The 13,828-nt window shown below is 41.1% G+C and carries 12 protein-coding genes; 5 read left to right on the forward strand and 7 right to left on the reverse strand.

Annotation, left to right across the window (positions count from 1 at the left end):
• Positions 1-1,152 carry an EmrA/EmrK family multidrug efflux transporter periplasmic adaptor subunit gene (locus tag ABFY81_RS06745; RefSeq protein WP_019456813.1) on the reverse strand — a complete coding sequence of 384 codons (1,152 nt, stop codon included), beginning with the start codon at positions 1,150-1,152 and terminating at the stop codon, positions 1-3.
• Positions 1,153-1,422: 270 nt separating this feature from the next.
• The gene (locus ABFY81_RS06750) at positions 1,423-1,920 is read right to left on the reverse strand and encodes a thioesterase family protein (protein WP_347913386.1); all 498 of its coding nucleotides are present in this window, start codon (positions 1,918-1,920) and stop codon (positions 1,423-1,425) included.
• 142 nt (positions 1,921-2,062) lie between these two features.
• Between ABFY81_RS06750 and hemB the strand changes: the two genes are divergently transcribed.
• Positions 2,063-3,076, forward strand: a complete 1,014-nt coding sequence (gene hemB / locus ABFY81_RS06755; RefSeq protein ID WP_000222569.1) for a porphobilinogen synthase — start codon at positions 2,063-2,065, stop codon at positions 3,074-3,076.
• A gap of 25 nt (positions 3,077-3,101) precedes the next feature.
• Positions 3,102-4,217 (forward strand): FAD-dependent oxidoreductase, encoded by a 1,116-nt coding sequence (locus ABFY81_RS06760; protein WP_347913387.1) that lies wholly within the window; start codon positions 3,102-3,104, stop codon positions 4,215-4,217.
• Here the strand turns inward: ABFY81_RS06760 and ABFY81_RS06765 are convergent.
• The gene (locus tag ABFY81_RS06765; protein ID WP_347913388.1) at positions 4,209-5,114 is read right to left on the reverse strand and encodes a TIGR01777 family oxidoreductase; all 906 of its coding nucleotides are present in this window, start codon (positions 5,112-5,114) and stop codon (positions 4,209-4,211) included. The genes ABFY81_RS06760 and ABFY81_RS06765 overlap by 9 nt on opposite strands.
• An 83-nt stretch (positions 5,115-5,197) precedes the next feature.
• On the reverse strand, positions 5,198-5,650 hold the full coding sequence (locus ABFY81_RS06770; protein WP_032004218.1) for an ABZJ_00895 family protein: 453 nt from the start codon (positions 5,648-5,650) through the stop codon (positions 5,198-5,200).
• Between the two features lie 380 nt (positions 5,651-6,030).
• On the opposite strand from ABFY81_RS06770, the gene ABFY81_RS06775 reads away from it, so the two are divergent.
• Complete coding sequence (locus tag ABFY81_RS06775) at positions 6,031-6,408, forward strand: VOC family protein (protein ID WP_005303175.1); 378 nt, start codon at positions 6,031-6,033, stop codon at positions 6,406-6,408.
• A 74-nt stretch (positions 6,409-6,482) separates the two neighbouring features.
• Here ABFY81_RS06775 and ABFY81_RS06780 read toward each other — a convergent pair whose 3' ends face one another.
• Entirely contained in the window at positions 6,483-6,956 is a 474-nt protein-coding gene (locus ABFY81_RS06780; RefSeq protein ID WP_347913389.1) for an OsmC family protein, read from the reverse strand.
• Between the two features lie 163 nt (positions 6,957-7,119).
• Between ABFY81_RS06780 and ABFY81_RS06785 the strand changes: the two genes are divergently transcribed.
• Complete coding sequence (locus tag ABFY81_RS06785; protein ID WP_347913390.1) at positions 7,120-8,388, forward strand: exonuclease SbcCD subunit D C-terminal domain-containing protein; 1,269 nt, start codon at positions 7,120-7,122, stop codon at positions 8,386-8,388.
• A gap of 9 nt (positions 8,389-8,397) precedes the next feature.
• A complete protein-coding gene (locus ABFY81_RS06790) occupies positions 8,398-11,994 on the forward strand; it encodes an AAA family ATPase (RefSeq protein ID WP_347913391.1) in 3,597 nt (1,198 codons plus the stop codon).
• Between the two features lie 120 nt (positions 11,995-12,114).
• On the opposite strand, the gene ABFY81_RS06795 is transcribed toward ABFY81_RS06790, so the two are convergent.
• Positions 12,115-12,957, reverse strand: a complete 843-nt coding sequence (locus ABFY81_RS06795; protein WP_068933939.1) for an undecaprenyl-diphosphate phosphatase — start codon at positions 12,955-12,957, stop codon at positions 12,115-12,117.
• A 106-nt stretch (positions 12,958-13,063) separates the two neighbouring features.
• Positions 13,064-13,756, reverse strand: coding sequence for a YggS family pyridoxal phosphate-dependent enzyme (locus tag ABFY81_RS06800; RefSeq protein ID WP_288101817.1), 693 nt, complete (start codon positions 13,754-13,756; stop codon positions 13,064-13,066).
• Between the last annotated feature and the right edge of the window lie 72 nt (positions 13,757-13,828).

The raw sequence follows: 13,828 nt of genomic DNA on the forward strand, positions 1-13,828 counted from the left end.
TTACTTCGCAGATAAGTCGACTTTTGCTTCCATCGACAAGCCAACACGCAATGGGTGTTCAGCAAGTTCTTTCGGGTCAAGTGCAATACGAACCGGTAAGCGTTGAACCACTTTAATCCAGTTACCTGTTGCGTTTTGAGCCGGAATTAAGGCAAAGGCAGAGCCTGTACCACCAGAGAAGCCTACCACTTTGCCGTGATATTCAACGTCATCACCGTATAAATCTGAAGTCAGTGTCACTGGTTGACCCGGACGGACTTTTTTCAACTGACTTTCTTTAAAGTTCGCATCTACATATAACTCGTTCAGCGGCACAATCATCATCATGCTCGTACCCGGTGCAACACGTTGACCAACTTGAATATTGCGGCGCGTAATAACACCATCAACTGGCGCACGAATCACGGTACGCTCCAAATCAAGCTGTGCTTGTTCAACATGGGCCTGTGCAACTTGTACATCCGGAGTCGATGTTTCGCTTACACCCTGAATTAAGGCTTCGTTAGCAGCTAAAGTACTTTCAGCAGCTTTACGGCTCGAAGACGCTTGCGCTAAACCAGCTTTAGCAAGCTCTAGCCCTGCTTTAGCTGTTTCCACTGCACTTTGTGCCTTGGTGAGTTCTTCTTTAGATACCGCACCAGAGGCAGCAAGCTGCGTACGGCGGTTGAGTTCTAAAGCAGCTTTGTCGTAGTCGGCCTGTGCTTGTGCAACTTGTGCTTTGGCACTGTTAATTTCGTCGGCACGAACCACAACTTGGGAGTTTAAAGAGCTACTGTTTGCCGCAGTCTGTTTGTATTGGCGTTTTGCTTTAGCAAGTTCTGCCTCAGCTTGAGCCAATGCAATTTTGGCATCACGTTCATCAATACGAACCAGCACATCACCCCGATGAACTGTTTGAGTATCATTTACCAAAACCTGAGCGACCTGACCGCTCACCATTGAGGTAATTTGCGCGGTTTCTGCACCGACATAGGCATTATCTGTACTTACAGAGTGATTTAAAAATAATGCCCAAATTGCATACAAAATAGCGGCGATCAATAAAATGAGCGCAAAAAAACCAAGAAATTTTTTGCGCTTGTTTTGGTTGTTGTCATCCGAGGCAGATGTTGTTGGCACTGTTTCTTGTACATTGCTTTGTGCATCAGTCATGGTATGTTCCTAAAGATGAGTTGGCTTTGCCATCAATCTCGCACTACACCTTGTTATAGAGTTTTTATTTTTCTATAAACAAGACATATCGCATTGTCAAAGCAGTCAATTTTAACGCTAAAACCTCACAATATGAGAATAAAAAAATATAACTCATGCGTTCGTTCTAATTAAATTAATGTTTATCTCAAAGTTTTTATGAAAATTCCAGCTTTTTAAGCACTAAAAAAAGCGCACATGGCGCTTTAAAATGGTTCAATTCATCGCCTACTAATAGGCATATGAAGCAATCCCTGCTGCGATGGCTTTATCTTCATCATTGACCATCGTCATGCGCATAGTGCAGCCCTTACGACCTAAACGTAACACTTCCGCACGTGCAATAAAATACTTACCGCGTCCCGGAGCCAAATAATCTACACGCATATCGACAGTTGCCAAACGCGACACTTGCTTAATAGTTTCGGTTAAAGTTTCTGGAGTCGAACAGCGATAGAGGTGTTCCATTGCCACAATTCCACCAATACTATCGAGCAAAGTTGCAGCAACGCCGCCATGCAAAATCTGAAATGCCAGATTACCAATCAGGTTGGGTTGCATCTCGATATAGCCTTCAATGTGGCCATCTACCACACGCATAATCATTCCACTATGCTTAAAAAAAGGAGAGCTATTAAACGCCTTACATAATTGGTTGAGCACCACAGTTAGGTCAGTTTTGGCACCTAAATGGATGTTCCCAGTCCAATTTTTCTTTTCATCACTCATACATTGCCTAAATTTAAAAGCATGATAAACACCCATAATTTTGTACAAATCCAACATTATGGGGCTACAATACAGCAGTCGGTTGACAGTAATGGAATATCCGCCAACCTATCCTAGTGTAATACCGAACATCGAGATTGTTATGACTTATACGTTCAATCGTCCTGCATTTCCAGCCACTCGCATGCGCCGTATCCGTAAAAATGACCAGTTGCGTGCGATGGTCAGCGAAACACAGCTCACTACCAATCACTTGATTTATCCAGTATTTGTATTACCGGGACAAAATCAGACCCAAGATATTCCAAGTATGCCAAACATTCAGCGTTTGTCGGCAGATTTGTTACTGAAAAAAGCTGAAAGACTTCTGGAATTGGGCGTATCAAAACTGGCTCTTTTTCCAGTTACCCCTCAAGAAGATAAAAGCCTTACCGCAGAAGCTGCTTGGCGTGAAGATGGTTTAGTACAAACTACGTGCCGTTTGCTTAAAAAAGAATTGCCAGAAATGGTTTTAATTACCGATGGTGCGCTCGACCCATATACGACTCATGGTCAAGACGGCATTATTGATGAAACAGGCTATGTGCTGAATGACGAGACTGTAGAGTGCTTGATTAAACAAGCCTTAAGTCACGCTGAAGCCGGTGCCGAAGTGATTGCTCCAAGTGACATGATGGATGGCCGTATTGGTGCAATTCGTCAGGCTTTAGAAGCTAATGGTCACATCTATACCAACATCATGGCTTACTCTGCGAAATATGCATCTAGCTTCTATGGTCCATTCCGTGATGCTGTTGGCTCTGCATCCAACCTAAAAGGTGGTAATAAATATAACTACCAGATGGACTTTGCCAACCGTGCCGAAGCTTTACATGAAATCGCGCTTGATATTCAAGAAGGCGCCGACATGGTAATTGTAAAACCGGGCATGCCATATCTGGATGTGGTCCGTGAAGTGAAAGATACCTTTGGTATTCCTACATTCATTTATCAAGTGAGTGGTGAATATGCAATGTTAGCTGGCGCAATTCAAAATGGCTGGTTATCAGATTCAGTGATTTTAGAATCACTCATGTGCTGCCGCCGCGCTGGTGCAGACGGAATCTGGACTTACTTTGCAGAAACCGCTGCTGAAAAACTCAAGGAAATGAACTAAGTTCGCAGAGAAAGGATAACACTGCATGCATATTGCAATCATTGGCGCGGGCATAAGTGGATTAATGTCTGCGCTGGAGTTGGTTGAACAAGGCTGTAAAGTCAGCATTTTTGATCAACAACAAGCGGGACAAGCAGCCTCTTGGGCTGGCGGAGGCATTCTCTCTCCGATGTACCCGTGGCGCTATGTGTATGCAGTGAACCAACTTGCTCAATTTGGCAAAGCCTCTTATCAAGCATGGAACCAAAAGCTCTACCCTATTACAGGGATTGATTTTGAAATACATGACACAGGCATGCTGATTTTTGATGAAGAAGATTTTGACGTTGGACTATCCTATGCCGAGCAACATCAAGAACCGATGCAGCGCTGTGAATATTTACAGCGAGATGCGCTAGAACAAGTTAATCCGCATATTTCCGTTCAGTTTCAAGAAGCCATTTATTTCCCTGAACTATCTAATATTCGTAACCCTCGCGTATTACAGTCTCTCATTAGTTATTTAAAACAACATCCAAATGTTGAGTTTTTTGAACACGCTGCTGTCAAAAAACTAATTCAACAAGGTGATGTGATACAGGCGCTACAAACCGAAGATGGCCGCAAACATACAGCAGATCATTTTGTAATAACTTCGGGTGCTTGGAGTCATTACTGGAACTCTCAATTGCAACTCGACATTCCAGTCGAACCTGTTCAAGGTCAAATGCTGCTATTTAAAACCACTGCTCACTGGCTACCGACCATGTGTATGAATCGAGTGATGTATTTGATTCCACGTATGGACGGGCATATTGTGTGCGGGTCTAGCATGGCACATCGTGGTTTTGACACTTCAACTGATGAAATGACTCAGCACAATATTTTAGAAGCGTGTTTAGAAATGGTGCCTAAACTGGCCGATTTTCCGATTATACAGCGCTGGGCAGGTCTAAGACCAAGTTCACCAAATGGCGTTCCGTACATTGGCAAAATGCCTGAAATGGATAACCTCTGGGCAAACTTTGGTCATTTTAGAAACGGTCTCTGTATGGGCGCAGGCTCTGCACAATTGCTCCGTCAACTTATGCTAGGTCAACCGACATTAGTTGATGCCAAAGCATATTCACCAGAGCGTTTGCAAAATAAAATCTTAGCCTGACGCGAGTATATTCTCTAAAGCCATTTTCAATTGAGGATAAGTAAACTCAAATCCTTCTGCTTGTAAGGCTGTGGGTTTAACGTATTGACCATTTAAAATCAATTGCGACTGTTCCCCTAACAAACAACGGAAAACCGTGCTCGGCGCTGACAATATTGGTTTCTTATTTAAAACCTCTGCTGCTTGTTCAACAAATACCTTTTGAGTCACGTTTTCTGGTGCCACCACATTATGAATTTGAGCAGATTGAGGATGTTTAAATATAAACTCGATGGCGTTTAATACATCTTCAATGTGTACCCAAACCACAGGCTGACGACCATGACCAATCTGACCGACTAAATTGAGTCGAATCGGAAATAACATTTTAGGCAAAATGCCACCGCCCTGCCCAAACACTACGCCTAAACGAATAATTTTAGTATTTTGCTGAGCGTCTGCTAAAGCTGCTCGTTCCCATTCTTGGCAAAGTAGAGACATAAAAATAGGCTGTGGCGAGCTTTGTTCGGTGCACACCTCTGCCCACTTTTCTTGAACATCAATCCCGTAATAACCAATGGCCGAACCAGAAACAATCACTTCTGGAAAAATTTCAGATTGCTTGAGCCATACATATAACTTTCGGGTCGTGTTTACTCGGCTTTCAATGAGTTGTTTTTTACGTGACTCGGTCCAGCGTTTTTCGCCAATATTCGCACCTGCCAAATTCACCACATAGTCAATTTGTCGTGTCGTAATATCTTCGAATTTTTGCACCCACTGTAAGGCAGGATGGTCAGATTTCTTTCCAGCCTGCCGCGTCACAGCAATCACGTTATAATTTTTTTGCAGCAGAAACTTAATTAAATGCGTTCCGATAAAACCACTGGCACCCGTGATTAATACATTCTTATTCATATTTCCTCCTAAGCCGAGGACACAAGTTTTATTTCATTATATAAGACTCATTTATATTTAATCGTAGCTGTTTATGTAGTGATCTATTGCACATTAAACATTTTGTCTGCCATTCGCTGTGCCTGTTTGCCATAAAACCAGTAGGTAATTAAATAAAGCGGAATAGCTAACATTAAAAGCATAATCACCATAATGCTCAAGAACTGAGGTTGTTTGAGGTAAAGCATAAAGTTCTGCAAAATCTCAGGGTCTTTTCTGGCAAATAAAAACAGACCAAATAAAACACCACATAAGTTATAGCCCCAAAAAATCAGGGTAAAACCTAAAGTAAATTTCTTTTTTTCTGGTACAGTCGGTGCACGGCGTTCTTTCTTTAAAAATTTAAATAAGACAAAAATCATTGCGCCTAAATATGGAACGGCTGTTAAAATACCGCCTACACTCGCTGGTAATAGTGCTGCAACCACACCTACAATTAAGGTAAGTACGATGCATAAAGCAAAAAACCAGAGAAAGTAAGAACGTAATTTGGTCATATTTTTGCCTAATTTATGGGTTCAAAAAATAATTATAAATTTTTTTCGATTTTTTTTCATTTTTCTGTCAACCAATTCGAATCTCTTGACGTTATATAGGGTAATAAGGTCGCAGCAACCGAATACTTCCTTTGCACGGCATCCGCAAAATTGTTTCGGTGACCTTTCATTACGACTCTTTCCTTCCTTCGGATTAGGTTTTGTTAGCAGCCGAAACCCTTGATGAAGTTTTTGACCGACGATTCTCTCATCACTCGAATCGTCGGTTTTTATTTTCTAGCACTTTCATTTATTTTACGCTCAACATACACAATAGTCCTTTCGTGGCTATAAAGGCTATGCGTATACTTTTTGCACCATAAAAATATGTTTTAAATAATATGAACAATATTGCCTATTTTGAAATCCAGTCTTCAAACCCTGCCCGCGATGCGCAGTTTTATCAAGCTGTGTTTGGCTGGCAATTTAAACTCGATGAAAACTTACCGATTGAATATTATCGTATCGAAACGCCTTCAATTATGGGTGGTCTATTAAAACGCCCAGCCCAAACGCCGCCAATGGAATATGGCACCAATGCATTTACCTGCTCGGTTCAGGTCGAAAACTTCGATGAAGTAGCTGCAAAAATTTTAGCGCAAGGTGGTATTGTCGCGATGGATAAATTCGCCATTCCCGGTCGTGCTTGGCATGGTTACTTTGTCGATTTAGACCACAACGTTTTTGGTATTTTCCAAGTCGATGAAAATGCAGCTTAAAGATCTTATTTAACGACTCTATTTATTTTTTAATGTATAGCCACCGCCTTTTATCGGTGGCTATTTCATATTAATTATTCAGCAAAGCTAAAGCTAGCCTCACATGTAATTGGAAAATTCACCGAATTGGCAATCATGCATTCGTGATGTGCTTCTTCATGTAATTTTGCAGCAAGTTCTTGGTCAGCACCTTTTTCTAAAACAACTTCTGGTCTTAAAGTAATTTGAGTAAAATGGCCTCGTTTAACTGGATCTGCATCCTCCATAAAGCCAAGTGCATGGTCGACATAACTCAGCACATGAATATGATTGACTGCACATAGGTGTAAATACCAAAGCTTATGACAAGCTGAAGCTGATGCAACCAATAAATCTTCTGGGTTCCATCTGGTCACATCACCTAAATAGGCTGGGTCTGATGAACCTTGAATCGTGGCCTTTTGCGGATGATGAATACTAAAGTCTCTTTTATATGAACGATAAGAAGAAGTGCCAGTTCCTGTATTGCCTTCCCACTGTATTTTTACTTCGTATTCATGAATGGTCATTTTGTTCTCAAAGTTCATGGTTTAAGTCGATAGTAACAAAGCAAAGTTTAAAGTGAAAAATTAATTTAAGTTTCAACCTAGGCTTAAATAACGAGCACTTTAAAATGTCTTGATAAAATCTCCTGCCAATTTATGCTAACGTATCTGTGTTTATTTTGGCTTGATGTCTGTTTCTATGTCCGTACATTTTTTACATACTTCTGACTGGCATTTGGGGCAGTTTTTTTATAATCATTCACGACACTACGAACACCAACAATTTTTAAGCTGGTTACTCACTCAAATTCAAGAAAAACAACCGCATGCCCTGCTCATTGCCGGTGATATTTTTGATGTGATTAACCCCGGTTCTCAAGCACAAAAACAACTCTATCAATTTTTAGCAGATGCACATCGCCTTGCGCCGCACATGCAAACGCTCATGATTGCGGGTAACCACGACTCAGGCTACCGTATTGAACAAGTCGAACCGCTTTTAGAAAAATACAATGCAAAAACCGTGGGCGTGGTTCGCTGGAAGGAAGATAAAACTCTAGATCTCGATCGACTACTTTTACCGATTTATAATCAAAATCAAGAGATTGTGGCGTGGTGCCTTGCCCTACCTTTTTTACGTTCAGCCGAAATTACGGGCTTTAATGAACATACTACTAACAGCAAAAATGCGATTGCCTATTTGCACCAGCAACTGATTGCAGAGGCCAAACGTCGTAAAACACCAGACCAAGCTCTGATTTTGATGTCGCATGCGCATATGCAAGGTGGGGAAACATCTGACTCTGAACGTCCAATCATTATTGGTAATGAAGAGGCACTTTCAACAACTTTGTTTGAAGATGCAGTCGACTATGTTGCTTTAGGACACTTACATAAACCACAAAAAGTAGGCCAGCCGCACATTCGTTATAGTGGCTCGCCAATTCCGCTTTCTTTTAGTGAAATTAACTATAAACACCAAGTGGTTGAAGTCAAAATTGACCCAGCTCAAGAGACAGACAACCGTTTGCAATTTGAAGCTGTAGAAATTCCACGTTGTATACAGTTGCACCGTATTCGTGGTGAGTTAAACGAAGTATTGCAACAACTCAAAGCGTTGCCTCATGGCGTGATTGAAAATATTGACCACCGTGAATATGTCGATATTGAATATTATAGTTTAACGCCGCCACAGCCGAATTTACGTCAGCAGTTTGAAGCGGCTCTACCGCCTGACCGCTACCGTTTAGTGCGTATTTCACGTCAATATGTGAATAAAGACACTACCGATTCAAATACTACTCAGCAAATCGCTCTTGAACCGCCAACCCCAGAAAAACTCTTTCAGAATATTTGGGAAAAACAAGGTTACAGCGCCGATGATGCGGTTTTAAAAGATTTTCTAAGTCTGGTACAAGAAGCACAAAAACATCTTGAAAATGATGCAACCCCTTAAGGATATGTCATGAAAATTTTATCCATTCGTATAAAAAATCTGGCATCTCTTTCTGATGAACACTTTATTGATTTTGAAAGCGCACCTCTGGCCCATGCGGGTCTCATTGCGATTGTGGGAAAAACGGGGGCTGGTAAGTCAACCATTTTAGATGCGATGTGTCTGGCTTTGTTTAATCGGGTTCCGCGCCTTAAAGACAGCGATGGCAAATTAAAAGATGTTGATGGTTCAGAGTTACTCACTAACTCACCTTTAACTGTCTTACGCCGTGGTACAGGACATGGGTTTGCTGAGCTTTGCTTTATCGCACAAGATCAAAAACGCTATTTGGCACGTTGGGAAATTAAACGTGCGCGTGAAAACCCAAATGGTAAATTACAAAGCGTGCAACGCCACTTAAAATGCCTGACCGATGGCGTGGTACTTGCCGACAAAGCTAAAGCGGTTGATGAAAAAGTTAAACAAATTACCCAGCTTTCATTTGAACAGTTTACGCGTGCTGTATTACTTGCACAGTCAGAAGTGACCGCATTTTTAAAAGCACGAGACAGCGAACGCGGTGAGTTACTCGAGTACCTGACCAATTCCAGCATTTTCGCCAAAATTGGTGAGCTGGCTTTTCGTAAAACAGCAGATATTGCAAAGCAACGTAAACAGCTTGAAGAGTTCTTAGGCCATATTGAAATTTTGTCTGATGAAGAGATTGCTGCATTTACCGAGCAATATCAGCAAGCCGAGCAAAACCATCAACAGTTAGAACAACAAAAACATGTCTTAGACAAACAGCAACAATGGTTTGAGCGCAAAGCGAAACTTGAGCAAGAAGTTCAAGCTAAACAACAACAGTTTCAAACTCAACAAAATCATCATCAACAATTGGCTGGTGAGCGTGAGCAATTAAAACGACTCGAAGTTTTCTCTGAAATACGCCAACAGGTTTTTCAGCAAGCTCAAAATTTACAAACGCTACAACAGCTTGAACCGCAAATTCAGCAAGCTCAAACCAAGTTTAATGAGTTGGTGCAAGTTTTTGAAACGGGACAAAAGCAGTATCAACTTGCAGAACAAGAACTCAAACAGACGCTCGATTTTGAGCAGCAGCATCAACAAGCTTTAAATCAAGTTCGACAGTCCATTCAAGAACGCGCCTTTATTGCCGATGAATATAAAAAGTGCAAAGAAAAAAGATATGTACTTGAGCAAAAACTCAGTCCACTGCACCAGCAGCAAAATACTGTGCAACAGCACATTGCACAGCTTGAGCAGAACCAAATTCATCTTCAACAGCAACTTACTCAGACTCAGCAATATGCTGTATTAGACAAAGGACTTTCAGCACATTTAAATCAACTTGGGCAATTTATTCAAAATTATGAAGCGATTGAACAGCAGCTCGGAAACCCTACCCTTGCTCGCCAAAAGCTGTCGGAAGCTAAAAGCGAACTTGAACAACTGACAGCTTCACTCGGCACAGTTGAACAGATTGAGTTAAAACTTGAGCAACATCGTAAAGATAAAGATCAGAAACTTGCCCAAATCATGCAGTTAGATCTAATTCAGCAAAAAATAAAAATCTATCATGAGCTCTATGCTGAGCTTCAGCAATTCACCGAAAAACAAACTCAAGCCTCAGCCCAAGAGCAGCAGCTTAAAACCGTTTGCCAGTTAGCTGAACAAGACTACCAAACAGCAAAAACTGAACGTGAAAAGTTACAACACATCTTGCAACAGCAGCGTTTATTACACACCGAAAATATTGAGCAGTTACGGGCCAATCTTAAAGACGGCGAAGCTTGCTTAGTGTGTGGAAGCACACATCACCCTTATCGTATTGATGACAGTGCAGTTTCCAAGGCCTTGTTCGATTTACAGCAACAACAAGAGCAACAGGCAGTAGCGCTAGAACAAACTAAATTTAATGCATGGCAAAACCAACAACATGCGCTTACCCAGTGTCTTGCTGAGCTTGAGCAAGTTCAGAAATACTTAACTCAACTTAAAGCCAAACAATCAAGCTTGCAGCAAGAACTTGAGCAGCAGTTTAGCCTCAATCAGTTACACATTGAGCTTAATCAAACTCCTGAACAAATCTTGCAAACGTTTAACGAACTCAGACAAGCGGCACAAACTGCTATCAGTTCATTTGATTCAGAAAACGTGTGTTTAACCCAAGCGATTAAACAACACAATCAACTGGTTCAATCTATTCAACGTAATGAAAGTTTGCTTAATACGGCACAGCAATGGCAACAACAAGTTCAACATATTGTTGAGTGTTTATCTGAAGCTGAACAACATTCATGGCAGCAGTCGAGTAGCCAAACGGCTAAGCAGACTTGGGCGATTCTCGACACACGTGCTAAGCAGCTTGAACAACAAGAACAGCTTGCACAGCGTTTTGAACAGCAGCAACAAGAACTTAAAATGTTAGCTGCCAACCTTGAACAAATGACCAAGCAAATTGATGAGATCGATCAAAATCTCAAAGAAATTACGCTTAAAGGCCAACAAAATAATGAAAGAGCGGTGTCGCTCATTCAACAAATGACTGGCCGCGCTGACATTAAACCGCACGAATGGTTAATTGAGCACGACGCTAAACGTCAGCAGCAACAAACGACGTATCATGAGGCTAAACAACGTTTCGAACAAACCAGACAGCACTTTGAGCAGCAGAAACAATCGCTCGATCAGCTCAAGCATCAACATCAACACACTGCACAACATCAGCAGCAGGTTGATGAGCAAATTCAAAACTGGTTAAAAGCTCACGCTGATTTTCAAGCATCTGACCTTACAGCGCTCATGCAGATTAATTCAGCCCAAGAGCAAGACATTCGTAACCGACTTAATCATGCTGAGCGTTTATTAAGTGAAGCTTCTTCTGCCCTTAAGACCATGCAAGAGCAATTAAGCGAGCACTTACAAACTCAACCAGATATTGAACATGAAAAGCTTGTTAGCCTCATTCAAGACAATATTGCAGAGCTTAAAGCACAACTTGAAATACGTGATCGGCTTAAGCTTAAACTTGAAGTACACCAGCAAAACCTTGCGAAGCAGCAACAATATGCAGAGCAAATTCAAAATATTCAGCAAGAAGAACATCGCTGGAGCAAAATTTCAGGTCTCATTGGCGATGCTAAAGGTAAAGAGTTCCGTGACTATGCTCAGCAATATCACCTAGATATTTTAGTGGAACATGCCAATCAGCAACTGGCGATGCTTTCTCAACGTTACACGTTAAAACGTCTAGATCAGTCTTTAAGCCTTGCGATTATTGACCATGATATGGATGGAGAAACCCGCTCTGTTGCCTCTTTATCTGGCGGTGAATCATTCTTAACTGCCCTTGCCTTGTCGTTAGCAATTGCCAATATGGCCTCGGGTTCAATGAAAATTGAATCTCTGTTTATTGATGAAGGCTTTGGTACTTTGGATGCTTCTTCTTTGCACATGGTCATGAATGCTTTAGATCAATTGCAAAATCAGGGACGTCAGGTCATTCTCATTTCGCACATTCAAGAAATGCATGAGCGTATTCCTGTACAAATTCAGGTGAAACCACTGGGTGCTGGTGCGAGTACCATTGAAGTCGTGGGTTAATTATTAGGATTTCATATCTTAAATTTGATTGAATCTTATAGAACAAAGGGGCGTATTATTTACGCCCCTTTTTCTTGTATGGTCTTTTGCTAATTTTTTTTATTTTAAAACATCAAAAAATTAATTCACGCAGAGTACGACAATTGCGAAACCAATACAGTACAGGCCAAACAAATGCCAACGGCCATGTTCTAACCATGAAGACAACCATTTTAGCGCCAAAAGACCAGCACCAAAGCTAAAGCACATACCCAACAAGCTTGGAACCATCGAATGAAACACTTGTCCATGAGCTACAGTTTGTAAGCCTTGGGCATGAACTAAACGATATAATTCTTTTAAAATTACTGCTGGTGTTAATACCACAGCCAACGCAAAACTGAACTCTTCAGCCTTTTGGCGAGATACACCTAAAAATAGCCCTGTAGAAATGGTTGCACCAGAACGTGAAAAGCCACGGAAAGGTAAACATAACGCCTGCACTGCCCCAATAATAGAAGCACTACGCAAACTAATTTCACCTTGCTGGCCGCGATCTAAACGCGAAGATAAAATAATAAGTACACCTGCCGAAATCAGTGCAGCTGCCATGAGTTTTGAGTTACTAAACAAATGCTCAATTTCGAAACTGCTCGCGCCACCGAAAAACACATGCTTAATCATAGATTGGAGCGCTAAACCGAGTACGCCTGTAATTAAGGTTGCCAAAATAATATAGAACGCTTGTTTTTTAAAACTTTCCCAAGAAGAAAAATAGGTTTTTTTCCAAGATTTCCAAAAGTAGACGATCACTGCAAACATCGTACCTGTATGTAACATTACAAGTAAGAAAGTCATGTCAGGTGCAGATGGATCATACCCCATTAACTTTTCAGCTAAAATAACGTGTGCGGAACTAGAAACTGGCAATAATTCAGCAAAGCCCTGAATAATTGCCAGAATGAAAACATGCAACAAATCCATACATTACACACTCAAATATAAAATATTTGGGTTATAAGCGAGGAAAATTAAATTTAAATTAATTGATTACAGTTCCACCACAAAATATTTAGCTAAACCGTAAAAGTTATTTTTTCTCAATCGGCTCACGCTTACCAAACAATGCCGTTCCTACACGGACCATGGTTGAACCTGCTGCAATTGCAGCATCTAAATCGCCTGACATTCCCATGCTTAATGTATCCCAGTCCTGCACATGAGCATGTTGCCCTTTCACCTCATCAAATAGCTTTTTAGCATCTGCGAAAGCAGCGGTATTGTCTGGTGCTGGAATGACCATTAAGCCACGTAGTTTAATTTTCGGCAGTTGGCTAATTTGAGCAACCAATTCAGCAACTTCTTCTGGTGCACAGCCATCTTTACTGTCTTGTCCATCAATATTCACTTGCAAACAAATATTAAGTGCAGCTTGGTCATCACCACGTTGGTTAGATAATCGCTCTGCAATAATCAAACGGTCTACACCATGTACCCAATCAAACTTTTCAGCCAAATGCTTAGTTTTGTTGCGTTGAACATGTCCAATAAAATGCCATTCAATGTCTAAGTCATGCAGAGCTTCAATTTTGTCCAAAGCTTCTTGTAAATAGTTTTCACCGAATGCCCTTTGCCCTGCTGCATACATTTCACGCAATCTTTCACTTGGATGTGTTTTTGATACGGCTAAAAGTTGCACAGTTTCAGTCGCACGCTGAGCATGCTCACAAGCAGTTTTAATTTGCTGTAATACGTGCTGTCGCGCATCTTGCAGGTAATTCATTGACAAGGTTCTCATTTTCAAAAAACTTTTTTGCTTTTCACCTAAAGCGAAGTGTTGGTAAGCCTCAGTGAA

This window comes from Acinetobacter sp. WA-87 (assembly GCF_039938935.1).
Classification (GTDB): Bacteria; Pseudomonadota; Gammaproteobacteria; order Pseudomonadales; family Moraxellaceae; genus Acinetobacter; species Acinetobacter seifertii.